The following is a 25069-nucleotide window of genomic DNA, read 5'->3' as shown; positions in this document are numbered from 1 at the left end:
GGACGTTGCGCAGCACTCCCGGCGATGCCAAGCATCGTCCGGTGTGATGCCCTGCTGAGCCGGGGCCTGGACTCAACAGCAGAATGCGTGTCGGTCCTGCGGCGCATCGCTACGCGCTGCGCCGTGTCCGCGACACCAGGCCGCGCGAAGCCTGCCTACTCGATCACCGCGTGCTCCGGTCCCGCCGCCTGCTTGCGCAGGGTGGCCTTGGTCGAGCCGATCAGCAAGGCGAGCGGCAGGGTGCAGAGGACGAAGATCATCACCAACTGGTAATCGTGGGAGAAGGCGATGATCTGCGCCTGCACGTTGACCATCCTGTCGGCCATGGCGCGGCCGGTGTCGGTGGACAGATTGATCAGGCCGCTGACGCCGGGCATCTGGAGTGCGTGGTTGAAGGGGTTGATGTGCTCGGACAGGATCGCGTAGGTCCACCGCGTGCCCTGCGTCAGTTGCGCGATCACGATGGAAATGCCGACCGAGCTTGCGACGTTGCGCATCAGCGTCAACATCGCGGTGCCGTCGGTCCGGAGTTCGTTCGACAGGGTCAGGAACGCCACCGTCGAGAGCGGCACGAAGACGAGGCCGAAGCCGAAGCCCTGGATGACGCTGACGGTGACGATCTCCGGCACCTGGGTCAGGTCGGTCCAGCCGGTCATCTGAAACAGCGAGCCCGCGGTCAGCGTCAGCCCGGCGACGATCAGCGTGCGTGCCTCGAAATAGCGCATCATGCGGCCGACCAGCATCATGGCGAAGAAGGTGCCGAGCCCCCGGCTCGCCAGCAGCAGGCCGGCGGTGATGATGGGGTAGCCGATCACGTTTTGCATGTAGGGCGAGGCCAGCGCCATGGTCGAGAACAGCACGAGCCCCATCACGATCATGAACACGCAGCCGGTGACGAAATTGCGATCCCGGAACAGTGCGAAGCGGATGAACGGGGTCGAGGTCGTGAAGGAGTGCGCGAGGAAGAAATAGAAGGCGGCGGCCGAGACGATGAACTCCGCCACGATCTCGTTCGATTCAAGCCAGCCCAATTGCTCGCCTCGGTCGAGCGCGAGTTGGAGCGCGCCGATCGCGACCGCCAGCGCGGCGAAGCCGAACCAGTCGAATTTGAGGCTGAAATCCTTCCTGGTCTCGTCCATGAAGACGATCAGCCCGAGCACGGTGATGATCCCGAACGGCAGGTTGACGAAGAACACCCAGTGCCAGGAATAGGTCTCGGTGAGCCAGGCTCCCAGCGACGGTCCCATGATCGGACCCATCATCACGCCCATGCCCCAGATCGCCATCGCCTTGGCGCGTTCCTGGAGCGTGTAATAGTCGAGCATGACCGATTGCGACAGCGGCACCAGCGCCGCGCCGAACACGCCCTGCAGCAGGCGGAACAGCACCATCTGGTTGATGTCCTGCGCGAGGCCGCACAGCACCGACGCCATGGTGAAGCCGGCCGAGCAGATGATGAAGATGCGCTTGCGGCCGAAGCGATTGGCGATCCAGCCGACCGGCGCCGTCATGATCGCGGCGGCGACGATGTAGGAGGTCAGCACCCAGTTGATCTGGTCCTGCGAGGCGGACAGCGTGCCCTGCATGTAGGGGAGGGCGACATTGGCGATGGTCGTGTCGAGCGCCTGCATGATGGTCGCGGTCATGGCGCAGATCGTCACCATGTTGCGGCGCAGGCCGGGGACCATCAGGCTGGCATTGGCGTCGGACATCGGATCGGTCCTGTCGCAGTCTCTGGCTCAGTCTTTGTCGCCGTCCTGGCCCGCGGTCGCCGACAGGCCGAACAGGCCCGCCAGCGAGCGCTTGTGGCCGGTGTCGATGGTGGCGTAGACGCTCATGCCGGCCTTCAGCTTCCGCACATGCCTGTCGGTCTCGTCGAAATAGATGCGGATCGGCACGCGCTGCACCACCTTGACGAAATTGCCCGTGGCGTTCTGCGGCGGCAGGATCGCGAATTGCGCGCCGGTGCCGGGCGAGAGCGAGCCGATCTTGCCCTTGAAGACGTGGTTCGGGAACGCGTCCACGACGAGCGTCACCGGCTGTCCCTCGGTTACGTAAGTGAGATCGCTCTCCTTCGGATTGGCATCGACCCAGGGATGGGCGACGTCGATGATGGAGAACACCGGCGTGCCGGCGGGCACATAGCGCCCGAGCTGAATCTGCTCGACCTGCGTCGCCACGCCATCCATCGGCGCGCGCAAGACGGTGTGGTCCAGGTTGCGCTGCGCGTCATCCAGCTTGGCTTTCGCCTGAGCGTAGGCCGGGAATTGCTCGAGCGGCAGGTCAGGGTTGCCGAGCAGTTGTGTTTTGGCGTTGGAGAGCTGCTGCCTGATGTATTGCGCCTGCGCCCCGGCGGTGACCAGTGCATTCGATGCGTTGTCGAGATCGAGCTGCGAGCCGAAATTGTTCTTCACCAGCGCCTGCTTGCGCTCGACGTCGCGCTGCTTCAGATCGATGCCCTGCTGGGCCAGATTGAGCATGTCGCCGTAGATCTTGATGTTGGCGACCAGGTTGTCATAGGTCGTGCGCGCCTGTGCCAGCTGTGCCTTGGCCTCCTCCACCGCCAGGCGGAACGGAACTGGGTCGATCTCGAACAGTTCGTCTCCCCGCTTGACCGACTGGCCTTCCTTCACGACGACCTTCAGGACCTTGCCGGAGATATCCGGCGTCACCAGCACCTTCTGCGCGCCGACATAGGCATCGTCGGTGCCGACATAGCGTCCGCCATTGAGATAAAACGCGAGGCCGCCGGTGGCGACGACGATTGGTAGCACCACCAGGAGCAGGAAGCGGCGGTAACGCCGCAGGCCCGCGACGAGGCGGCGGCGCGGATCGGTGCCCGCCTTCTTGGCTGGTTTGGCGTTGTCGGTCTTCTGTTCGGTCTGGAACTTGAGGACTTGATCAGCCATAGCGCTGCTCCTTGCGCGCCTGTTCCGCACCGCTGGTCTGGATTGCGGTCCGCACGTTTTCCTTGATGGCTTCGAGCTGAGTGAGAAGGCGATGGGCGTCGGCCGGCGTAATGCCGTCGAGCGCGTTGGCCGTAAGCTCGGACTTCAGCCCGCTCATCCGGCCAAGCAATTGGCGGCCGGCCTTCTTGAGATAGAGGCGCTTGACGCGGCGGTCCGAAGCATCGCTGCGGCGCTCGATCCAGTCATTGTCGCAGAGCTTGTCGATCAGCCGCGTCAGCGTGATCGGCTGCATTTCGAGCAAATCGGCGAGCTCGGATTGCTTCATGCCCTCGCTGCGCTCGACCTTGGCGAGCACCGCCCATTGCGCGCGGGTGATGCCGAAGCGCGAGGCCTCCTTGTCCGCATAGACGCGCAGCAGACGGTAGAGCTCACCGAGCGTGAACAGGAAGTTCTGGTCGACCGACCCTCGGGTCATGAGCTTCATCTCCAATAAGCAACGAATATCATAAGCAAGCTTATGATTTTTTCATGGCTGATTAGCAGGTGGCTGTCCCGCAATGCCAGCATGGCTGGCAGCCGCTGCCAGGGTGGTGCTTTGGGTTCCCCGGATGAAATGCTAGAAGTCGGCCACATGACCCTCGCAAAGCCGGCATTTCCCGCGCCCGATCACGATCACCGCCGCTGCACCGCGGATGCACTGGCGCATGCCGAGGCGGTGTGCGAGCAGCGTGCGCAGAAATTCACGCCAATTCGCCGTCAGGTGCTGGGGGCGCTGCTCTCCAGCCACCGGCCGCTCGGCGCCTATGAGGTGATCGACGAACTCGCCAAGTCGATGGCGCGGCCGGCGCCGATCACGGTCTACCGTGCCCTCGACTTCCTGATGGCCAACGGCCTTGTGCACCGCATCGAAAGCCGCAACGCCTACCTCGCCTGCGCTGCCCACGACCACGACACGACCTCGGCGGTGGCGTTCCTGATCTGCGAGCGCTGTGGCCTGGTCGGCGAGATCTCGTCGGCGCCCTTCGCCAAGGACCTCAACGCCGCCGCGCGCAGTTCAGGCTTCGCTCCCAAATTGTCCGTGGTGGAGATCACGGGCGTCTGCACGCATTGCCAGAAAACTGACTAGAGCAACAACGGCGCGAAGCCGGATTTCGGGAAGACATGCCCTCGCCACAAGCCCTAACGTCCGCCGCACGTCCCCTCAGTGCCGGCGCCATCGCCCTGATGCTCATGCTGTGCCTGACCTGGGGGTTCAACCAGATCGCGGTGAAGCTGGTGCTGCCCGACATTCCGCCGATGCTCCAGGCCACCATCCGCTCGATGGGCGCGCTGCCGGTGCTGTTCATCATTGGCACCCTGCGTGGCGTCAATTTCTTCGAACGTGACGGCACCTGGAAGCCCGGCCTGATCGCCGGGCTGATGTTCGGCATCGAGTTTGTGCTGATCTTCCAGGGCCTGCGCTTCACGTCCGCTTCGCGCGCGGTGGTATTCCTCTACACGGCGCCGTTCTTCGTGGCGCTCGGCTCCTATCAAGTGCTTGGCGAACGTCTTGGCGCCTCGCAATGGCTGGGATTGGCCATCAGCTTTGCGGGCGTCGCGCTCGCTATCGGCGTGCCGCAGCCCAATGTCGATGCGCATGTTCTGCTCGGCGACCTCATGATCGTCGGCGGTGCCGCGCTGTGGGCTGCGACCACGCTGGTCGCCAAGGGCACGCGGCTGCGCTTCGCCGCGCCGGAGAAGGCGCTGGGCTACCAGGTTGCCACCTCGATCCCGATTCTGGGAGCGGCGGCCTGGCTGTTTGGCGAATCCATCACGCACACGCCCAGCCCGCTGTCGCTCGGCCTGATGGCGTTCCAGGCGATCTGGGTGGTTGGAACCACGTTCACGCTTTGGTTCGCGCTGGTGAAGGCTTACTCCGCCAGCAAATTGTCCGCTTTCACCTTCATCACCCCTTTGTTTGGCGTCGTCGGTAGCTATTTCATCATGCACGACACCCTAAGCCTGGCGTTCGGGGCTGCTGCCCTCCTTGTAATTGCTGGGCTTTTTCTAGTTAACCGTCCGAGCCAAGGCGCCGCGGCGCCGCGTGATGCATTGCTGAACGTCACCAAAACCTGATATTTGGACCCCCATGAACAAGCTCGAAAACCCTCTCGATTCCGACATTGCGGGCCCGGCGCCCCGGCATCGGACCACCCAGGTCAAGGTCGGCGACGTCGCCGTCGGTGGCGGAGCACCGATCGTCGTGCAGTCGATGACCAACACCGACACCGCCGATGTCGATAGCACCATCGCCCAGGTCGCAGCGCTCGCGCGCGCCGGCTCCGAAATGGTCCGCATTACCGTGGACCGCGAGGAGGCAGCAGCCGCCGTTCCTTATATCCGCGACGGCCTCGCCAAGCGCGGCATCACCACGCCCCTGATCGGCGACTTCCATTACATCGGCCACAAGCTGCTCGCGGCCTATCCGGCCTGCGCCGAGGCGCTCGCCAAGTACCGCATCAATCCCGGCAATGTCGGCTTCAAGGACAAGCGCGACACCCAGTTCGCCGACATCATCGAGATCGCGAACAAGAACAGCAAGCCGGTGCGCATCGGAGCCAACTGGGGCTCGCTCGACCAGGAGCTCCTGACCAAGCTGATGGACGAGAACGCCGCCTCGCCGAATCCGCGCGACGTGCGCGCGGTGACGCGCGAGGCCATGGTGCAGTCGGCGTTGCTCTCGGCCGCGCGCGCCGAGGAGCTCGGCATGCCCAAGGATCGCATCATCCTCTCGGCAAAAGTCTCGGCGGTGCAGGATCTGATCGCGGTCTACCAGGATCTGGCCCGCCGTTCGGATTACGCCATCCACCTCGGCCTGACCGAAGCCGGCATGGGCTCGAAGGGCATCGTGGCGTCCTCGGCGGCGCTCGGCATCCTGCTGCAGCAGGGCATCGGCGACACCATCCGCATCTCGCTGACGCCGGAGCCCGGCGGCGACCGCACCCGTGAGGTGCAGGTCGGCCAGGAGCTGCTGCAGACCATGGGTTTCCGCACCTTCGTGCCGCTGGTTGCGGCGTGCCCCGGCTGCGGCCGCACCACCTCGACCACCTTCCAGGAGCTGGCCCGCTCGATCCAGGATTTCATCCGCGACGAGATGCCGACCTGGAAAACGAAATATCCCGGCGTGGAAGAGCTCAACGTCGCGGTGATGGGCTGCATCGTCAACGGCCCCGGTGAATCCAAGCATGCCAATATCGGCATCTCGCTGCCCGGCACCGGCGAAGCCCCGGCCGCGCCCGTGTTCGTCGACGGCAAGAAGTTCCGAACGCTGCGCGGTCCGACCATCTCGGCCGACTTCAAGGCGCTGGTGATCGACTACATCGACCAGCGCTACGGTCAGGGCGCCAAGGTGCCGGTCTCTGCGGCGGAGTGATCTCACCCCGCTAGCGCACCACACACCTCCGTCGTCCCGACAAGCGCAGCGGGCCGCAGCGCAGGTCCGGGACGGCGGCTTTGCAGCGCAGATTGCGTATCTGTCGTCGCGCGCTACGATGCGCCCAATCAACAATGATCGGGGCACGCCATGAGATTGCTCGCCGGCAAGCAGGGTCCCAGCAACTCGAGGGACCTGCTTGCGGGGATCCCGGAACGCTTCGGCGGACGTTGCCGGCTTCGTCGATCGTCCCAGGTCGCAGCGGCGGAGTAGCGCTTGAGGCAGCTGCGGAGCTTCATCGTCGGGCTGCTCACGGCGATCCCGCTGTCGTCGCTTGCGGTCGTTGGCAGCAGCGAGGCAGTTCCCGCGCGAAAGGTCGTTGGACCCAAGGCCAAGCAGCTGTCACCTGCCAAATGCGAAATCCCGAAGTTTCGAATCGTCGTCGATGTCGGACACACTCCGGACTCCTACGGCGCGTTGAGTGCGCGCAATGATCCGGAGTTCGGCTTCAACTTCCGCCTCGCCAGCCTGATCACGACGAAGCTCAAGTCCGAAGGATTTGCCGCGACACGCCTGCTCGTCACGGACGGCAAAGCGCGGCCGAGCCTGTTCAAGCGCGTCAGCGCCGCGAACGAAGGCAAGGCCGATCTGTTGCTGTCGGTCCATCATGATTCCGTGCCGGACAAGCTGCTCGAGACCTGGGAATTCGACGGGGCCAAGAGCTATTTCAGCGACCGCTTTTCAGGTCATTCGCTGTTCGTCTCGCGACAGAATCAGCACTTCGCCACCAGCCTGATGCTGGCCCGGATCATTGGCAGGCAGTTGAAGGAGCAGGGCCTGAGCTATGCCAGCCAATACACCCTGCCGGTCATGGGCCGCTACCGGCGCCAGCTGCTCGACAAGGACGTGGGCGTCTATCGCTATGATGGCCTCGTCGTGCTGTCGCGGACGAGGAGCGCCGCGGTGCTGCTCGAGGCCGGCTCGATCATCAATCGCGACGAGGAAATGGAGATGAACTCGCCGGAGCGGCACGAGGCGGTCGCCGGAGCCGTCGCGGCTGCAATGAGGGAGTTTTGCGCGAGGCGGTAGTTTGATCTGCCGGTTCAACAGCAATCATTGCGAGCGAAGCAACAACGAGAAGCTACAGGAGCGCCTCGCGATATTCCCGGTTCGCCAGACTCGCCTCCTCCAGATCGAGATCGCGCTCGATCCGTCGTCGCGTCTCGTCGGTGATCTGGCCTTTCCGCAGGAGATTGTGGATGAATGCTCTCTCGGCGGCGATCAGTTCCCGTGTCAGCGCGGTACCGGCGGCCGAGATGTCGTGATGGTTGGGATCGAGCGCGTCGGGAAGCTGGTTCAAGCGTATCTCGTGGCGAGCGCGCAGCAGCCGCATCACTTCGTCGGAGACGTCCTTCTGCTCGGTCAACGCGTCGAGCGATTTCAGCGCGGCATCGAGCGCCTGACGGCGTGCGGCAATCTCGGCGTCGTGCTCGGCGGCATGCTCATGCCGGCCGGCTTCGGCGACGCCCAGCCAGCGCACGACCGGCGGCAGCGTCAGGCCGACGCCGATCAGCGTGACGAAGATGACACCGAAGGCGACGAACAGGATCAAGTCGCGATATGGAAAGGCCTCGCCGTCCGGCAATGTGAACGGCAGCGCCAGCGCGGCCGCCAGCGACACCGCGCCGCGCACGCCGGTGAAGGCGAGCACGAACGGCCATTGCCATGGTGGCGACGGGTCGCGCTTGCGCAGCGATTTGCTGAGCATCCGCGGCAGATAAGTTGCGGGATAGAGCCATGCGAAGCGCGCGACCACGACGATGACCAGGACCACGGCCGTCGCGATGAGGATGTCGTCGAGCGGGAAGGTCTTCGATTTTTCGTAGAGCGCGCGCATCTGGAAGCCGGTCAGCAGGAACAGCATGCCTTCGATCAGGTAGATCACGAGATCCCAGAAGAAGATGCCTTGCAGGCGCGTTGCGGACGAGATCAGCAATGGCCCGTTCCAGCTCACATAGAGGCCGCAGGCGACGGTCGCGATCACGCCGGAGCCGCCGACGTGTTCGGGCAACCAGTAGGAGACGTAAGGTGTGATCAGCGACAGCGTCAGCTCGACCTGCGGATCTCCGGACCATTTGCGGAAGCGCAATGAGAGCCAGCCGACCCCGACACCGAAGGCGATCTCGCTGGCGATGATGAGCAGGAACTCGCCGGCCGCGAGCGGCAGGGAGAAATTCCCGACCATGATCGCCGCGAGCGCGAAGCGGTAGAGGATCAGCGCAGTGGCATCGTTGGCGAGCCCTTCACCCTCGAGGATGACCAGGAGCCGGCGCGGCATGTTGAGCCGGCGCGCGATCGCGAGCGGTGCCACCACGTCGGGCGGCGCGACGATGGCCCCGAGCAGGAAGGCGACGGTCCAGGGCAGGCCGATCATGTAGTGTGTTGCGGCCGCCACCAGCGCCGCGGTGAAGATGACCGCGCCGACAGCGAGCAGGACGATAGGGCGCAGATTGTTCCTGAATTCGCGCCAGCTCATGGCGACGCTTGCCGAGTAGATCAGCGGCGGCAGCACCATCAAGAGCACCAGCTCCGGCGGCAATTCCACCGGGGGCATGCCCGGCACGAAAGCGAGCCCCACGCCGGAGAGCATCAGCAGAATGGCAGGCGCGATGTTGAAGCGGCGCGCGACGAGAGCGGTACCTGCCAGCACGGTCAGCAGGATGAGGAAAGTCTGAAATTTCGCTTCCATGACGGTCTGTCTTCACCCGGAAGCGATCGCAACGTCAATCCGCGTGGCTTACGCGAGCCGTTCCGTCACCATGCGCCCCATTCGTGCGAACACGGCCGCGATCTGCTCCGCGGTCGGCGAGCCGCCTTGGACATAGGCCGCGATCAGGATCGGCGTCTCGGGCTTCGGCCAAGCCACCGCGACGTCGCCCGCCGCGTCCTTGCCGTTGTAGCCGGTCTTGTCGCCGATCTTCCAGCTCGCGGGGAGCCCGCCACGCAGCCGGTTTGCCCCGGTCTTGCAGTTCACCATCCAGTCGGTGAGCTGGGCACGCGAGCCTGGCGACAGCGCCGCGCCCGTCACCAGCCGCCGCAAATTGCCCGCCATCGCTGTTGGCGTCGTGGTGTCCTGGGGATTGCCGGGCGGTGAACGGTTGAGTTCAGGCTCGTCGTGGTCGAGGCGTGAAATGGTGTCACCGATCGATCGCCAGAATGCGGTCAGGGCGGAAGGGCCGCCGATCCGCGCCAGCAGCAGATTGGCGCAAGTGTTGTCGCTGAGCTCGACGATCGCCTTGCACATTTCAGCGACGGACATCTCGCCGGCCGCGAGGTTTTGCCTCGCCACCGGTGCGTAATCGAGCAGGTCGGTCTGGCCAAAAGGGATCATGGCCGCAAGCTGCTCCTCGCCCCGATCGACCCGCGCCAGCACGCAGGCCGCAAGCGAGGCCTTGAAGGTCGAGCACATCACGAACCGCTCGTCGGCGCGCCAGGCGAGCTTTCTGCCAGTTGCAAGATTCTCCGCATAGAGCCCAACCCGCCCGCCGCTCTCGCGCTCGTAGGCTTCGAGCTCCGGCGGCGCGTCCGCGGCCAGCACGGGGGCGGCAGCCATCCAGCAGAGTGAGGCGAGCAGGGAACGGCGGTCGAGAATCATGGAGAGTTTTCAGACATCGTGATTGCGAGGGAGCGGAGCGACGAAGCAATCCAGCCTGTCTCCGCGGAAAGACTCTGGATTGCGTCGCTTCGCGCGCAATGACGGAAAATGGACAGCGAGTGCGTCCGATTTCGGGCAGCTAAAGGTCGAGCCTTTTCACTCCCTCAGGTCATACCGGTACGATTTCGACACGATCTGCCAGCCGTCGGCGAGCTTCATCGCGACCAGATAGTCGGTGAAATACCGCGGCGGAAGCTGGCATCTGACCTTGATGAAGGCGGTCTTGTCGTCCGACCGGTCGATCGTGACAATGAAATCCTCGCGTGGCTTGCCTTCTGCCTTGGCCGAGGCGCGCTTGCGGACGCGATCGAGCCAGTCAGGCACCGTCAGAACCTGGAGCTCGCCCTTCTCGACCCAGCGCAGATCGGCGGAGGGATGGAAGATGGCGCCGAGCTTTTCGGCGTCGCCCTCATAAAGTCCGTCAAAATAGGATTGCACGACGGCTTCGACGCTCGACCGGTTTGGGCTCATGGGTCATTCCTTTGCATGATGGCTTCGGGCAGTCCTAGTCGTACACATCAAGATGCGACGACACCACCCGCGATGCCCATTGTCGTCGTCCGGCTCGTTGCCCTATTCCTGGCCCGTGAAGGAGGGGCGGTCCCTGTCGTATGGAGCCCTGCTCGATTCTCCCCTCGATCCGCCACGGATGCCCACATTTTCGTGGACTCAAAGCCGCTCTGGCATGAAATTGCGGACGAACTGCCGCAATATCGGGAGCACATCGGGGTTGTCTGAGGGGAACCCGCTCGCCCGCATCTGCCGGCGAACCGCGACAGCACTGGCGCGACAAACCAAAAAGGGGCTGTCGGCCCGTCGTCGGTGGCCTTCGTGACCTCCATCACAAGCGCCTGCGGCGGATGCTGCTAAAGCGGTCCAAGGGGCCCAGCCGGCCCGGAACTATCGGAAGTGGTGTCATGCGCATTTTGCTCAGACTTTGTCCGCTTTTCGTCGCCCTCGGGCTGCTGGTCGGCGCCGGGCCCGCCCTTGCCGGGAAGCGCGTCGCTCTGGTGCTCGCCAATTCGGCCTATCAGCACGCGCCGTCGCTCGCGAACCCCGTCAACGACGGATCCGTGATGGCCAGGACGCTGAAGGAGGCCGGCTTCGACGTCGTCGATTCCCGGCACGATCTGTCGGCGCAGGACACGCGGCGCGTGCTGCGCGACTTCGCCGACGCGACCCGCGATGCCGATATCGCCGTGGTCTACTATGCCGGCCATGGCATCGAGGTCGAGGGCTCGAACTACCTGATTCCGGTGGATGCCAAGCTCGAGCGCGATACCGACGTCTACGACGAGGCGCTCTCGCTCGACCGTGTCCTGGTCGCGGTCGAGCCTGCAAAGCAGCTTCGTCTGGTGATCCTGGATGCCTGCCGCGACAATCCGTTCGGCAAGCGGATGAAGCGCACGATTGCATCGCGTGGCTTCGGCCGGGGCCTCGCCCAGGTCGAGCCGACCAGCCCCAACACGTTGATTGCCTATTCGGCCAAGGCCGGCTTCACGGCGCAGGATGGCGACGGTGTCAACAGTCCATTCACGGTTGCGCTTTCGAAGCATCTGACAACACCCGGTCTCGACGTCCGCCGTGCCTTCGGCTTCGTGCGCGATGAGGTGCTCAGGTCGACGGGCAACAAGCAGGAGCCGTTCGTCTACGGTTCCCTCGGCGGCGAGGACATGCCGCTGGTGCCGGTCAAGGTGGCCGCTATAGCGCCGGCGAATCCCCAAGCCGATATCCGGCGGGACTACGAGCTTGCGCTTCAGGTTGGCAGCAGGCCGGCGTGGGAAGCCTTCCTCGCCCAGCATCCCGACGGCTTCTATGCGAGCCTTGCCAGGCTTCAGATCGAGAAGATCAGCGCCGAACAGGCCCATGCGGCAGCCATCGCGAAGGCGAAGCAGGCCGAGGCGGAGCGCGATCGTCTTGCCGCGCTCGGCGCCCAGAAGGAAGCGCAGGCCAAGGCCGCGGCCGATGCGAAGGCCGCCGAACAGGCGCAGCTTGCCGCGCAGAAGGCCAAGGAGCAGGCGCAGCAGCAGGCGGCTGCGGCCGAGCAGCAGCGTGTCAACCTCGCCGCCGCGGCGCCGAGTGCTGCACCGGCCAGCACAGCGAGCCCCGCAGGCACCAGCGTGGCCTCTCTGACCCCGGCGATCGCACCAGCCGATCTCAACCGCTCGGTGCAGGCCGAACTCGGCCGCGTAGGCTGCTTCTCCGGCCAAGCCGACGGCAATTGGAATACGTCCGCGCAGCGATCGCTGTCGCAGTTCAATCGCTACGCCGGCACCAAGCTCGACGTGAAGGTGGCGAGCACCGATGCGCTCGATGCGGTCAAATCGAAGCCGTCGCGCGTCTGTCCGCTGGTCTGCGAGCATGGCTTCAAGGCTGACGGCGACAAGTGCACGAAAATCGTCTGCCGCCAGGGCTATGCCGTCAACGACGACAATGAGTGCGAAAAGCAGCGTGCGGCCAAGCCGGCCAAGCCCGCGTCGGCCAAGCGCGACGACCGTGATGAGCGTCCTGCACGGCAGCGTCGTCAGGCCGGCGGTGCGGCTGCTGGCGCTGCAGGTGGCTATGGTGCTGCTGCCGGCATCGCCGCTGCCGCTGGCGGCAGCCGCGCCTTGAGTGGCGGGCAGATTTTCTGCAACAGCACCGGCTGTCGTCCGGTCCACCGCGGTTGCCGTCTCGAATATCGCGGCGGCGGCGGCCCCGGCAACGACGCCAATGCCGAGGTCTGCTACTGAAGCGCCCTCGAATGACGTCCCGGCGTCGGCCGGGACGACTGGATCAGTTTGGGATCGCGCTGGCCGCGATATTGACCGTCAGCGCGAGCAACGCGGTGTTGTAGATGAACGACACGATCCCATGCGCCGTAGCGGTGCGGCGGATTGTCTTGTCCGTGATGCCGACGTCGGAGACTTGCGCGGTCATGCCGATCACGAACGAGAAATAGACGAAGTCCCAATAGTCGGCGTGGTCTTTCTCGTCGCCGCTCGGAAATTGCAGGCCGCCCGGCTTGGCGTTGCGGTAATAGTCATGCGCGTAATGCAGCGCGAAGGTCGTGTGCACGGCAGCCCACGACAACGCGATTGTGGTGATCGCGATCGTGAGCTCCAGGACTCCCCGATGCGGGATGCCGAGCTCGGAGACGATCGCCGCGATGCTGGCGAAGGCGCCGGTCGCCGTCATGAGCAGGATCACGAAGCGGCCGTCGTCCTGCATCGCGGCGGCGCGGCGGATGTGCTGGTGGTCATTGCAGACCATCATGGCGTAGACCAGCACGAGATAGACCGCGATCAGCGCATTCCAGCCGAGCAGGAGCCGTGTCACCAGCCGGTACGTCCCCGGCAACAGCAGGCAGACCAGGATGCCGACAGCGAGTGCGACGAAGGTCCGCGGCCGCGCATAGATCAGCCGCACCGGCCGCGACATCTGGCGGAAGCGGACGAGGACGGGATCCTCTTTGCCGCCGGCCGCCATCGTCGCGCGTCAGTTCTTCCGTTCGGCGACGAAGCGCGCCGCAGCCTGCAGTACCGCGGCGCGGTCGCCGAAGATCGACACGGCGCTGTCCGCCCGCGCGAGCAGATCGCGCACGCGCTGCTTGGCGCCTTCGATGCCGAGCTGGGTGACGAAGGTGGTCTTGCCGAGCGCGGCGTCCTGGCCGGAGGGCTTGCCCAGCGCGGCCGCATCGCCCTCGACGTCGAGCAGATCGTCGGCGATCTGGAAGGCCTCGCCCAGCGCGCGGCCGTAATCGTCGAGCGCCTGATATTCCTTCTGCGAGGCCTGGCCGAGGATGGCGCCCGCGATGCAGCCGTAGCGCAGCAGCGCGCCGGTCTTCATCTGCTGAATGCGGGCGACATCGATCGGCTCGTTTCCGCCGAAGCGGCCCTCGCCGGCGAGATCGAGGATCTGCCCGCCTACCATGCCGCCGATGCCGGCGCAGCGCGCCAGCGCGCGCGTCAGCAACAGCCGCACATTGGCGTCGCGATGGACCTCGTCGCGGGTGATGATGTCGAAGGCGAGCGTCAGGAGGCCGTCGCCGGCGAGGATCGCGGTGGCATCATCGGTCTTCTTATGCAGGGTGGGGCGACCGCGACGCAGGTCGGAATTGTCCATTGCCGGCAGATCGTCATGGATCAGCGAATAGCAGTGGATGCATTCGAGCGCGGCGCCTACCAGCAGGGCCGCCTCGCGCGGCACACTGAACACCGCGGCACTCTCGACCACCAGGAACGGCCGCAGGCGTTTCCCGCCATTCAGGGTCGAATAGCGCATTGCGTCCATCAGTCGCTTGGGCCGGGCGATCTCGTCGTGCAGGATGTCGTCCGACAGCAGGCGCCCGAGCAGGGCTTCGGTGTCATCAGCGGTCTTGTCCAGACGTTTGGCGAAATCGGACGGGGACGTGCCGGTCATCAAGAAAGGCTCCAGAACTAAAATTCGGCGGGACAATCCTTTATGAACCGGCCCCAGTCAATCGTTTGGAAGGCCTAAAAAGTGCTGGAAAAGGTCCGGATTATCACAGACTTAATGGCTCAGCCCATGGCCGCGTTTCATCGAGCGCCGGAAAGGTCGATTTGCGCATCGTCAAGATCCTTCTCCTGGTGCTCGCAGTCGCAGCTCTTGCGCCCTATGTCATTGCGCCGTTCTACCGCACCGGGCATCCCGTTTCGACGCTGATGGCCTGGCGCGCGCTTCGCGGCGCGCCGATGCACCGAGAGTGGATCGATCTGGCGAACATGTCGCCCTACCTGCCGCGCGCCGTGGTGGCGGCCGAAGACGCCCATTTCTGCAAGCATCACGGCATCGACTGGGGTGCGCTGCGCGAGGCGATCGACGATGCGCAGGAGGACGGCACCCCGTTCCGGGGCGCCTCCACCATAACCCAGCAGGTCGCAAAAAACCTGTTCCTCTGGCAGGGGCGGGATTTCGTCCGCAAAGCACTGGAATTCCCGCTGGCGCTCTGGATCGATCTCGTCCTCCCGAAGCCGCGGATTCTCGAAATTTACCTCAACATCGCCGAGTTGGGCCCGCAGGGGCAATTTGGTGTCGAGGCGGCCAGCGCCTATGCCTTCGGCAAGTCGGCCGGAAGCCTCTCTCCACGCGAGGCCGCGCTTCTGGCCTCGATCCTGCCGAATCCCGTCAAGCGCAGTGCCCGGAGCCCTGGCCCAGGTGTCCGGCGGCTGGCGGCCACCTATATGGCGCGGGGGCAGGCAAGCTCGCTTGCGACCTGCTGGCGGGAAAATCGCTGATTTCGGACCCATTCCGGGCGTATTTTCCGGCCCAAGAGCCTAGCTTTACGGCCTGCCTTCCTCTATAAGCCCGGCCTTGATCGGCATTCAGCTCGCCTCGTATTGCGGGTGCTGAGCCGTCCTTCGCGGACGATGCCCTGAACACCAATCCCTAGAGGATATTGAAATGGCCGTTCCGAGAAGAAAAACCTCGCCGTCGCGCCGTGGCATGCGCCGCTCGGCAGACGCCATCAAGAAGCCGACCTATGTGGAAGACAAGGACTCCGGCGAGCTCCGTCGTCCGCACCATCTCGACCTCAAGACCGGCATGTACAAGGGCCGTCAGGTCCTGAAGAAGAAAGAGTCCTGAGGGCAGGATCTTTCTTCAGGCGGGAGGATTAGGCCCGCCTGATTTCGGCCAACCCATGAGCTAGACGGTGACGGCGGCGGAGCGAATGCTTCGCCGCTGCATTGTTCTGTCCGGATATCTTGATCGAGAAGGCATCTCGCCGATGGTCGGTTTCCCGCTGCTTCTGATTCCGCTCGCGGTCTACAACATCATCGCCTTCCTGATGCCGACCGTGTCCTTTACGGACGTGCTGTTCACGGTGCCGATGATGTCCGGCGAGACCTGGCCGGTCACACTCGCCGACCTCCTGCTCGCATTGGGCGTGGTGTTGCTGCTGCTCGAAGTGGTCAAGGGCGCGCGGCCCGGCTCGAAATTCCTGATGGATCACTTGCTGTCGCTGATCGTGTTCGGTGCTGCTGCGGCCGAATTCGTGATGTGGCCCAAATTCGGCAACTCCACCTTTTTCCTGCTGGTGCTGCTGGCGATGGCCGACTTCCTCGGCGGCATTGCCCAGCGTACGCGCCGGCGCGTCACCTATGTCGCCGAGACGACAGTACCCGCGCCACGCAAGGTCAAGCGCAAGGCGGAGACGCCGGCGGATGATGCGGAGGCTCCCTCCAGGTTCGAGCCGGTGATCGCGCCGCAACCGGCGCCGGCACCGGTAGAGCCGCCCGCCCCCTCGGCGCAATCCGTCGCCGAGTCCGTGCTGATGGATCATCCCGCACCGAAGCCGGCGCAGGGCGCTCCCTCGCCGGAAATACCCTCGCCCCATCTTCAGCCGGGCAACGGTACGCCACCCGCGTCTGATACGCCGCCGCGCTGATCGGCCTCAGGCCACCTGCCGGGTTCGTGCGGCGACACTTCCGAGCGGACGCTTGCTGCCATACGCCGTCCGCGCATCCTCGGAAGAGGCACGGCGGAATCGGCTCGTCTGGGGCGGACATTCGGCGTTGGCGATGAGCTGAGTGATGAAGCTGGGGTCGGGCCGCGGCAGGGGCGCCTTGTGAACCCATTGCAACGTCGGCATCACCGCCACCAGAGCCGTGCCCGTGCCGTTGTCCGCCGCGTCAGACCCATCGGTACTCAACATCGCATTCACCGTTGACCCGGCGAGATTGTCGCGTTTCGGGACGCGAGCGCCGGTGCGAGTCCTGTACTCGCAAGGCCTATGCCGGCCGGGCCGGCTTGGTTCCCCACGCCGGGGAAACGTGGTTTCCAAATTGTTTATCAACTTTGCCTAGGGTCGGGGGCGAATCTGGCTCTATCCTGTGCCGGCTCAGGACTTCTCCACTGTCCCGAAACGAGGCGATTTTGATCCCCACACTGCCGCAAGCCTCAGACATCCTGGCCGCGCTTGGCCAGGCCGTGTTCGCCTGGGACATCGCCAGCGATTCCATCGCCTGGGGCGAGCAGGTCACCAGCATCTTTCCCGGTATTCCGGCCGAGCGGCTGGCGACCGGCGCCGAATTCGCCAAGCTGATCGAGCCCGCGCAAACGCTGCGGAGCGCAGCTCTGGCGCAGACCTCCGCCGTGCACGGCGCCGATGGCACGCCGTACCGGGTTGAGTATGGCGTACGCATGAACGCCTCCGACCCCGTGGTCTGGGTGGAGGAGACCGGCCGCTGGTTCGCAGGCCCCGATGGCCGCCCCACGCGTGCGATCGGTGCTGTCCGCATCAACAACGAGCGTCACGCCCGCGACGAAGAACTGGCCAAGCTGGCCCGGCTCGATCCGTTGACCGGCGAGCTCAACCGCTCCCATCTGCTCGGCGCGCTGGCAGAGGCGATCGAGGAGGCGACCCGCTTCCGTTCGACCGCCGCCTTCATGCTGGTCGGGATCGATCATCTCGCCCGGGTCAACGATGCCTTCGGCTTCGATGTCGCCGATGCCGTGATCCTCGATGTCGCCAAGCGGATTCGCGCGCGTCTGCGCGGCGGCGACGTGCTTGGTCGCTTCTCAGGCAACAAGTTCGGCCTGATCCTCAAGAACTGTACCGTCGACGACATGAACGTTGCGGCGGAGCGCTTCCTCGCCGGCATCCGCACCGACGTGGTGCCGACGAAATCAGGCCCGGTCTCGGTCACCGCGTCGATCGGCGCGGTCAGCCTGCCGCGCTATGCCCGCAACACCGATGAAGCCGTCAATCGCGCCCATGAGACGCTTGACGCTGCCAAGCGCCGCCGCGCCGGCTCGTTCGCGGCATGGCGTCCGGATGCTGCGCGCGACGCGCAGCGCCGGGTCAACATCCGCGTCACCGACGAGATCGTCACTGCGCTCAACGAGCGGCGCATCAGGCTCGCCTATGAGCCCGTGGTCTCGGCCGTCTCGCGCGAGCGCGCATTCCATGAATGCCTGGTGCGGATGGACCAGGGCAACGGCCAGGTGCTGCTCGCGCCCGACATCGTGCCGGTCGCCGAGCGGCTCGGCCTGATCCGCCTGGTCGATCATCGCGTGCTCGAACTCGTGGTCGCCGAGCTCGCAGCCGCACCCGACGTCTGCCTCAGCCTCAACATCTCGCCTGATACGACGATGGATCCGGACTGGTGGGCGGGGATCGAATCGCTGATGCTGGCCCATCCCGGTGTTGCCGAGCGGCTGATCATCGAGATCACGGAGACGGTCGCGATCCAGGACATCGACGATGTCCGTGCCTTCGTCAGCCGCCTCAAGCATTTCGGCAGCCGTATCGCCATCGACGATTTCGGTGCCGGCTACACCTCGTTCCGCAATCTGCGCAAGCTCGGCGTGGATATCGTGAAGATCGACGGCGCATTCGTGCAGAACATCACCCATTCCGCCGACGACCGCGCCTTCGTGCAGACCCTGATCGATCTCGCCCGCCGCCTCGACATCAAGACCGTCGCCGAATGGGTGCAGGATGAAGAAGCAGCGAGCATGCTGCGCGACTGGGGCTGCGACTACATCCAGGGCCGTCTGATCGGGCTTGCCTCGGCCGACCGCCCATGGGGCGCTCCGCCGGACAGCGCGCTGCCTGCGGCGGGGTAAGAGCCGCAAGTGGCTTCGCCGAAGGCGTAACGCACCGCGTTGGCCTCCTTGGAGGGAGAGGTGGACTACGCCTTCGGCTCATCCACCCTGCAGGTTCCTCACGCCCCCTCGTCCAGCGCAACGAGCTCGCGCTTCTTGCGCAGCGCGGGCAACAGCGGCGCGATCAGCAGCACCAGCGCGAACGCAAGACACGCCCCCGAGATCGGACGCTGCACGAAGGTCCAGAGATCGCCCTGCGACAGGATCAGCGACTTGCGCAGATTGTTCTCCATCATCGGCCCCAGCACGAAGGCGAGCACCAATGGTGCCGGCTCGAAGCCGAGCTTGCGCATGAAATAGCCGATGATCCCGAACGCGATCATCACATAGACGTCGAACACGTTGTTGCTCGAGCAGTACACGCCGAGGATCGTGAACAGGATGATCAGTGGGAACAGGATGTTGTAGGGCAGCTTGAGCAGCTGCACCCACATGCCGATCATCGGCAGGTTCAGGATCAGCAGCATGACGTTGCCGATATACATGCTGGCCACGATGCCCCAGAACAGGCCGGGGTTTTGCGTGATCAGCAGCGGTCCGGGCTGCAGCCCGTGAATGACGAACGCCCCGAGTAGCAGTGCCATCACCACATTCGGGGGGATGCCAAGCGTCATCAACGGAATGAAGGCGCCGCCCGCCGCGGCGTTGTTGGCCGACTCGGGCCCGGCGACGCCCTCGATCGCGCCATGGCCGAAACGCTCGGGCGTCTTCGACAGGCGCTTCTCCAGCGCGTAGGAGGCGAATGAGGCCACCACCGCGCCGCCGCCCGGCAGGATGCCGAGGAAGAAGCCGAGGACGGTGCCGCGGCCGACCGGACCCGCGCTCGCCTTCCAGTCCTTCCTGGTGGGCAAGAGATGAGTGATCTTGGTGTTGATGATGTCGCGCTTGATCGCCTGCTCGGTGTTGAGCAGCACCTCGGCAACACCGAACAGGCCCATCACCACCGGCACCAGGCCGATGCCGTCGATCAGCTCCATGCGGCCGAAGGTCAGCCGCGGCTGCGCGGTGATGCTGTCGAGCCCTACCAGCCCGAGCACGACGCCGATGCATGCCATCAACAGTGCCTTAGGCATCGAGCCCTGCGTCAGGAAGGTGAGCACGACGAGGCCGAGCACCATCAGGCTGAAATACTCGGCCGGACCGAATGCGATGGCAACGCTGGCAAGCTTCGGCGCGACCAGCATCAAGGCGATCAGCGCAAACGTGCCGGCGGCGAAGGAGCCGAAAGCGGAGATGCCGAGCGCGGGACCGGCACGCCCCTGCTTCGCCATCTGGTGGCCGTCGATGCAGGTGACGACGGAAGCCGCCTCGCCGGGGATGTTGACCAGGATCGAGGTGGTTGATCCGCCATACATTGAGCCGTAATAGATGCCGGCCATCATGATGATGCCGGATTCGGGCGTCCCGGAGAGCGTCACCGGCAGCAGCAGCGACATCGCCGAGATCGGCCCGATGCCTGGCAGCACGCCGACCAGAGTGCCGATGAAGACGCCGATGAAGCAATAGAGCAGGTTGATCGGCAGCAGCGCGACGCCGAAACCATGGGCGACGTTGACGAGCGTATCCATGGGTCAGCCGATCCCGAACAGGCCTGAGGGCAACTGGATCAAGAGCAGGCGCTTGAGCACCCACCACATGCAGACCGGCACCAGCACGGCGATCGGAACCGCCAGCGTCCAGCGCACGGGATCGATCAGGCGCAACAGCAGCAGCATCAACGGGATCGACGACAACAGGAAGCCCAACGGCTCAAGGGCGAGGGAGAATGCGATGAGGCAGGCGATGAGGAGAAGCGGCTTGCTCCAGCGCACATTCTCCCAGCGTGAGGCCAGTGTCGGCCCGCCCTCGGTGATCGCCGAGACGATGATGGCGCTCGCGAACACGCACATCAGGATTCCGGTGTAGAACAGCACGTAGCCGGAGCCGGGATCGTTGATGGTGCCGAGCCTGAGCTTCAGCCCCGACCAGATCACGAAGCCGCCGAGTGCAAGCCCGATCAGCCCGCCCCAGAGCTCGGAGTTGCTGAGGCGGAGTTTGACATTGGTGTCGTTGTTCATATGACGAACCTTATGGGTCACCGTCACCCGAACGCAGCGGCGAAGCCGTTGTCCTTGAGGTGGCGGGTCGTAGCGAGGCCCTCGAAGGGGCGACCGTGCCCGGTCCATCCTTCGAGGCGAGCCGCCAGTGCGGCTCACCTCAGGATGACGTCAGCATCTGTGGCAGGCAGCCGAACCCTACTTCTTCGCCAGCCCGAGCGTGTTGATCACCTTGCGCTCGGAATCCGTGACCTCGACGACGAACTTCTTGTAGTCCTCAGTGTTCTTGTAGTTCGGCACCATGTCGTATTTGGCGAGCGTCGCGATCACCGCGGGGTCCTCGAGGGCCTTCTTGAAGGCATCGTGCAACTTGCCGACGATCTTGGGATCCATGCCCTTCGGGCCGGCGATGCCGAACGGAGAATCATAGACCATGGGATAGCCGAGCTCCTTCAGTGTCGGCACATCGGGGTAATTCGGCGAGCGGGCGCCGGTCCACACCATCAGCAGCCGCAGCTTGCCCGCGTCGACCAGCGGTCGCCATCCCGTGGAATCAGCCTGAAGCATGGTATGCTTACCGAGCACGGCGGCATTGGTCTCTGCACCTCCCTTGAACGGCACCTGCGTCAGCTTGATGCCGGCCATCCCGGCGATCTGCTCCATCCCGATATGCAGCGAAGTGCCGGCGCCGGGCGTGGCGTAGGTCACCTTGCCCGGATTCGCCTTGGCGAACTCGACCACGTCCTTCCAGCTCTTGAACTGCGATTCCGCGCTGGTCGTCACACCGAAGGTGTAGCCGGTGAGATGGACGATGTAGGTGAAATCCTTCGCTGGATCCCACGACACCTCCTGCATCAGCGGAAGACGGAATACCGTGATTGGGATTTGCGAGATGGTGTAGCCGTCCGGCTTCGCCGCCGCCGCCATGGTCGCAGGTCCGACCGTGCCGCCGCCGCCCGCCTTGTTGTCGATGACGATCGGCTGCCCCAGGGTCTTCGAAGCACTGTCGGCGATCGCGCGCATCGAGATGTCGGTCGATCCGCCGGCCGGCCACGGCACGATCAACGTGATCGGCTTGGTGGGATAGTCCTGCGCGCTGACCGCAGTGGGGAGCAATGCGCCCATCACAGCGTACAGCGTGGCAAATGCGATCGTCTTCAGCCCGTGTCCCGACATTGAAACCCCTCCCTCGCAGCAGCGTCTCTGGCACCGCCGCCTCTCGTTCTTGTGAGGCGATTGTTCCTGAAATCAAGAGAGAAGAAAAGCACATTGCGCACGCCCTGTGAGGAAGCCGGTGGGGCAATGTCGGCAAAGCCGGTCTGTGCGACAATTCGTCGTCAGGCTTCGTGCCGAGTGACGGAATTTGGCGCCGGGAAGCGGTCAGGCCACGCGCCGGACCATGCTCAGTGTCTCGATGGTGCGGCCGACGTCGGATGCGAGACATGGCTTGCCGAAATAATAGCCTTGGACGGCGGTGCAGCCGCATTCGCGGACGAAGTCGAGTTGCTCTTCCGTCTCCACCCCCTCCGCCGTGGTCTCGACGCCCAGCACTGAGCCGAGGCTTGCGATGGTGCGGACGATCGCAACGCTCTCCGGGCTCTCCCCGAGCGTGCCGACGAAGGAGCGGTCGATCTTGATGCGGTCGAAAGGAAATTTTCGTAAGTAGCTCAGCGATGAATAGCCGACGCCGAAATCGTCGAGGCTGACGCGCACTCCTAGCGCGCGAAGCTGGTGCAGGATCTCGATCGTCGCCTCGCTGTCATCGAGCAGCGCCGTCTCGGTCACCTCGAGCTCGAGCCGTTGCGGCGGCAGGCCGGCTTCTGCAAGCGCGCTGGTGACCATCCCGACCAACCCGCGCGAGCGGAACTGCACCGGAGACAGGTTCACCGCAACGGCGACGCCGGGCCAGGACGCGGCGACCGCGCAGGCCGTGCGCAGCACCCATTCGCCGATCGGCACGATCAGCCCGTTCTCCTCCGCAATCGGAATGAACTCGGCGGGAGAAACGATGCCGCGTGAGGGATGTCTCCAGCGCAGCAATGCCTCGAAGCCGGTGAGCTCGGAAGAATCGAGCCGCATCTGCGGCTGGAACACCAGGTGGAACTGACGACCTTCGAGCGCGCCACCCAGATCCTGCTCGAGCGCGTGCCGGCTGCGTGCTTTTTCCTCCATCTCGGGCTCGAACAGCTGATAGATTCCGCGTCCCCTGGCCTTGGCCTGGTACAGCGCGAGGTCGGCGCACTTCATCAGCTCGTCCGCGTCGAGCCCGTGGTCAGGTGCGATCGCAATACCGACAGACACGCCGACATGGACTGATTGACTTTCCAGCGGCGGAGGATGACCGATGATGTCGACGAGACGGCGGGCGAGCTCCTCAGCCGATTGCGGCTGTGGTCCGCGCTGCAGGACGGCGAACTCGTCGCCGCCGAGGCGCGCGACGGTATCGTGTTCGCCGACGTTCGCTTTCAGCTGCGCTGCGACCCAGCGCAGCAGGCGATCGCCTGCGGCGTGGCCGAGGCGGTCGTTGACGGTCTTGAAGTTGTCGAGGTCGAAGCAAAGCACGGCCATGGCGCCGCCGGCGACCGCAACCTGGTTCAGTCCCTCAGCCATCTTCTCGCGGAACAGCGTGCGATTGGGCAGGTCGGTGAGCGAATCGTGCCGCGCCATGTGCGCCACCCGGGCCTGGGCCTTGTGGCGCTCGGTGACGTCCTCGTAGGTGACGACCCAGCCGCCGTGCTCCATCCGTTTGTGATTGAGCTTGATGATGCGGCCGTCGCTCAAGTGCCGATGCAGCGTGTGCTCGCCCTCGCGCAACCGCTCGACATAGTCGGCATAGAGCTTGGCGCCGGTCGTGTTCGGGTGGATGCCGAGCTCGCAGCTGTAGTCCATGATCTCTCGCATCGAGACGCCGGGCTTAACGATCTCCGGCGACAGTCCGTACATCTCGAGATAACGGCGATTGCAGACGATCACGCGCAGGCTCGAATCGAGCATGCACAGGCCCTGGCTCATGTTGTTCAGCGCGGCGTCGAAGCGGCGATATTGTTCGCTGAGCTGCTCGATGGCACGCTCGCGCTCGGTTATGTCCTCGTAGGTGGCGACGAAGCCGCCTTCGGCCAGCGCGCAATAGCGTACCGAGATCATCGTGTCGTCCGCCATGTGCCGGCGCATCGGCGATGAATCGCGGTTCGCAATGCTCGTCCTTGCGGCTTCCAGCAGCTGTTGCGGACTGTATTCGGACGAGAACGCGCCGTTTGCCATCGAGCGCTCGATCAGCTCGGCGAGATGCGTCCCGGGCCTGGTCTCCTCCGGCGCCAGACGGTAGATCTTCCGGTAGGTGGTATTGCAGACGCGAAGGCGCATATCGCTGTCGAAGAAGGCGAGCCCGTGCGCCATGTTCTCCAGCGCCGCATCGAGAATGAAGTTCTGCTGCCTCAGCGTTTCCTCGTATTGCAGCCGCTCCGTGACGTCCTCGTGCACGGTCACCCAGCCGCCGTCGGGCAGGAAGCGGGAGATCGTCTGCACCATGCGTCCGTCGTAGCGCATCACCAGCAGGGATTTTTCTCTTTTGGCGCGCACGTCCTCCATTCTCGAGCTGTGAAACTCGTCGGCCGGCATCCCCGGCAGGTTGCCGCGCGATATCCAATGGTCGAGCACCGCGCGGTGCGAGACGCCCGGCTTCACGATTCCAGGATCGAGATTGTAGAGGTTGAGGAAGCGCTCGTTGCAGACGACCACGCGGCTGTCGGCGTCGTACATGATGAGACCGTGCGACATGTTCGCAAGCGCGTGCTGGCTGCGCTCCGTTTGCACGCGCAATTCCGCCTCGAGCCGGGCGAGGCGGGTGACGTCGTCGCAGATCGTCATCCAGCCGCCGCCGGGGAGAGGCTTCAGCTCGAGCGACATGACAAGGCCGCTCGCCAGCCGCTGCTCGGTGCGGAACGGCTTTCCGGCCGCGATCCGCGCGATCCGCGCCGAATAGAGCGCGTCGAGCTCGCTTTCCGGGAAGTTGCCGCGCCTGGCGCTGTGCGCGAGCACCTCTCGATAGCTCGTGCCGACGCGCACGATGTCGGCGGACATGTTGAAGAAGGAGAGGTAACGCTGATTGACCAGCAAGATGCGATTGTCGGCATCGTAGACGCAAACACCCTGCTCCATATGGTCGAGCGCGAGTTGGCTCAGCGCGACCAGGGCGTCCGGGCCCTGCTCGCGGCGTGCACCAAGCTCTTTGTCGCGGGTCGACGTCATCGGGCGGGACTCGGCAGGCAACAGACTTAACGCAACCTAATTCAGCTGCCGAGGCTAGCGAAGAGGCCGGAAAAATCCCTTAAGCGCAGTAGTTTACGGAGGATGACCGGCGATGCGTGGATGCGTACGAAGTAAGAGG

At 64.7% G+C, this 25069-nt stretch carries 22 protein-coding genes; 9 read left to right on the top strand and 13 right to left on the bottom strand.

All coding sequences use genetic code 11. The features are described 5' to 3' along the window. Positions 1–155: 155 nt before the first annotated feature. From K408_RS0104840 to K408_RS0104830, 3 genes are read right to left on the bottom strand one after another with little or no spacing between them, the layout of a single operon-like run. Complete coding sequence (locus K408_RS0104840; RefSeq protein ID WP_024336944.1) at positions 156–1712, bottom strand: MDR family MFS transporter; 1557 nt, start codon at positions 1710–1712, stop codon at positions 156–158. Positions 1713–1739: 27 nt separating this feature from the next. Then, on the bottom strand, positions 1740–2909 hold the full coding sequence (locus K408_RS0104835) for an HlyD family secretion protein (protein WP_024336945.1): 1170 nt from the start codon (positions 2907–2909) through the stop codon (positions 1740–1742). Next, a complete protein-coding gene (locus K408_RS0104830; RefSeq protein ID WP_024336946.1) occupies positions 2902–3384 on the bottom strand; it encodes a MarR family winged helix-turn-helix transcriptional regulator in 483 nt (160 codons plus the stop codon). The genes K408_RS0104835 and K408_RS0104830 overlap by 8 nt, the downstream gene beginning before the upstream one ends. A gap of 156 nt (positions 3385–3540) precedes the next feature. On the opposite strand from K408_RS0104830, the gene K408_RS0104825 reads away from it, so the two are divergent. From K408_RS0104825 to K408_RS0104810, 4 genes are all read left to right on the top strand, one after another. Continuing rightward, positions 3541–4035: a Fur family transcriptional regulator gene (locus K408_RS0104825; protein ID WP_024336947.1), complete on the top strand. Its 495-nt coding sequence runs from the start codon at positions 3541–3543 to the stop codon at positions 4033–4035. Positions 4036–4070: 35 nt separating this feature from the next. Next, positions 4071–5024: a DMT family transporter gene (locus K408_RS0104820; RefSeq protein WP_024336948.1), complete on the top strand. Its 954-nt coding sequence runs from the start codon at positions 4071–4073 to the stop codon at positions 5022–5024. Positions 5025–5037: 13 nt separating this feature from the next. Beyond that, the gene (ispG, locus tag K408_RS0104815) at positions 5038–6321 is read left to right on the top strand and encodes a flavodoxin-dependent (E)-4-hydroxy-3-methylbut-2-enyl-diphosphate synthase (RefSeq protein WP_024336949.1); all 1284 of its coding nucleotides are present in this window, start codon (positions 5038–5040) and stop codon (positions 6319–6321) included. Positions 6322–6597: 276 nt separating this feature from the next. Continuing rightward, positions 6598–7410 (top strand): N-acetylmuramoyl-L-alanine amidase, encoded by an 813-nt coding sequence (locus tag K408_RS0104810; protein ID WP_024336950.1) that lies wholly within the window; start codon positions 6598–6600, stop codon positions 7408–7410. 52 nt (positions 7411–7462) lie between these two features. Here K408_RS0104810 and K408_RS0104805 read toward each other — a convergent pair whose 3' ends face one another. The 3 genes from K408_RS0104805 to K408_RS0104795 all read right to left on the bottom strand — a co-directional run bounded on the left by K408_RS0104805 (position 7463) and on the right by K408_RS0104795 (position 10507). Continuing rightward, the gene (locus K408_RS0104805; protein WP_024336951.1) at positions 7463–9070 is read right to left on the bottom strand and encodes a Na+/H+ antiporter; all 1608 of its coding nucleotides are present in this window, start codon (positions 9068–9070) and stop codon (positions 7463–7465) included. Positions 9071–9118: 48 nt separating this feature from the next. After that, positions 9119–9976 (bottom strand): class A beta-lactamase, encoded by an 858-nt coding sequence (gene bla / locus K408_RS0104800; RefSeq protein ID WP_024336952.1) that lies wholly within the window; start codon positions 9974–9976, stop codon positions 9119–9121. A 156-nt stretch (positions 9977–10132) separates the two neighbouring features. Next, positions 10133–10507, bottom strand: a complete 375-nt coding sequence (locus tag K408_RS0104795) for a nuclear transport factor 2 family protein (RefSeq protein ID WP_024336953.1) — start codon at positions 10505–10507, stop codon at positions 10133–10135. A gap of 446 nt (positions 10508–10953) precedes the next feature. Here K408_RS0104795 and K408_RS0104790 point away from each other — a divergent pair, with 446 nt between their 5' ends. Beyond that, the gene (locus K408_RS0104790) at positions 10954–12768 is read left to right on the top strand and encodes a caspase family protein (RefSeq protein WP_024336954.1); all 1815 of its coding nucleotides are present in this window, start codon (positions 10954–10956) and stop codon (positions 12766–12768) included. A gap of 43 nt (positions 12769–12811) precedes the next feature. On the opposite strand, the gene K408_RS0104785 is transcribed toward K408_RS0104790, so the two are convergent. Then, the gene (locus tag K408_RS0104785) at positions 12812–13504 is read right to left on the bottom strand and encodes a DUF1345 domain-containing protein (protein ID WP_024336955.1); all 693 of its coding nucleotides are present in this window, start codon (positions 13502–13504) and stop codon (positions 12812–12814) included. Between the two features lie 9 nt (positions 13505–13513). After that, entirely contained in the window at positions 13514–14437 is a 924-nt protein-coding gene (locus K408_RS0104780; protein ID WP_024336956.1) for a polyprenyl synthetase family protein, read from the bottom strand. A gap of 161 nt (positions 14438–14598) precedes the next feature. Between K408_RS0104780 and mtgA the strand changes: the two genes are divergently transcribed. From mtgA to K408_RS0104765, 3 genes are all read left to right on the top strand, one after another. Then, complete coding sequence (gene mtgA / locus K408_RS0104775; protein WP_024336957.1) at positions 14599–15273, top strand: monofunctional biosynthetic peptidoglycan transglycosylase; 675 nt, start codon at positions 14599–14601, stop codon at positions 15271–15273. A gap of 166 nt (positions 15274–15439) precedes the next feature. Next, entirely contained in the window at positions 15440–15622 is a 183-nt protein-coding gene (rpmF, locus tag K408_RS0104770) for a 50S ribosomal protein L32 (RefSeq protein ID WP_007598106.1), read from the top strand. Between the two features lie 142 nt (positions 15623–15764). Next, entirely contained in the window at positions 15765–16424 is a 660-nt protein-coding gene (locus tag K408_RS0104765; protein ID WP_024336958.1) for a hypothetical protein, read from the top strand. A 6-nt stretch (positions 16425–16430) separates the two neighbouring features. Here the strand turns inward: K408_RS0104765 and K408_RS0104760 are convergent, their stop codons facing one another. Beyond that, positions 16431–16691 carry a hypothetical protein gene (locus K408_RS0104760; protein WP_024336959.1) on the bottom strand — a complete coding sequence of 87 codons (261 nt, stop codon included), beginning with the start codon at positions 16689–16691 and terminating at the stop codon, positions 16431–16433. A 221-nt stretch (positions 16692–16912) separates the two neighbouring features. Here K408_RS0104760 and K408_RS0104755 point away from each other — a divergent pair, with 221 nt between their 5' ends. Beyond that, positions 16913–18607, top strand: coding sequence for a bifunctional diguanylate cyclase/phosphodiesterase (locus K408_RS0104755; protein WP_024336960.1), 1695 nt, complete (start codon positions 16913–16915; stop codon positions 18605–18607). Positions 18608–18705: 98 nt separating this feature from the next. Here K408_RS0104755 and K408_RS0104750 read toward each other — a convergent pair whose 3' ends face one another. From K408_RS0104750 to K408_RS0104735, 4 genes are all read right to left on the bottom strand, one after another. Then, positions 18706–20214, bottom strand: a complete 1509-nt coding sequence (locus K408_RS0104750) for a tripartite tricarboxylate transporter permease (protein WP_024336961.1) — start codon at positions 20212–20214, stop codon at positions 18706–18708. A 3-nt stretch (positions 20215–20217) separates the two neighbouring features. Continuing rightward, positions 20218–20703 (bottom strand): tripartite tricarboxylate transporter TctB family protein, encoded by a 486-nt coding sequence (locus tag K408_RS0104745; protein ID WP_024336962.1) that lies wholly within the window; start codon positions 20701–20703, stop codon positions 20218–20220. A gap of 177 nt (positions 20704–20880) precedes the next feature. Next, entirely contained in the window at positions 20881–21858 is a 978-nt protein-coding gene (locus K408_RS0104740) for a tripartite tricarboxylate transporter substrate binding protein (protein WP_024336963.1), read from the bottom strand. A gap of 204 nt (positions 21859–22062) precedes the next feature. After that, positions 22063–24930 carry a PAS-domain containing protein gene (locus K408_RS0104735; protein ID WP_024336964.1) on the bottom strand — a complete coding sequence of 956 codons (2868 nt, stop codon included), beginning with the start codon at positions 24928–24930 and terminating at the stop codon, positions 22063–22065. Between the last annotated feature and the right edge of the window lie 139 nt (positions 24931–25069).

Origin of the sequence: Bradyrhizobium sp. in8p8, from assembly GCF_000426845.1 — a bacterium.
Classification (GTDB): domain Bacteria; phylum Pseudomonadota; class Alphaproteobacteria; order Rhizobiales; family Xanthobacteraceae; genus Bradyrhizobium; species Bradyrhizobium japonicum_C.
This window is presented reverse-complemented; position numbering and strand designations above follow the sequence as displayed.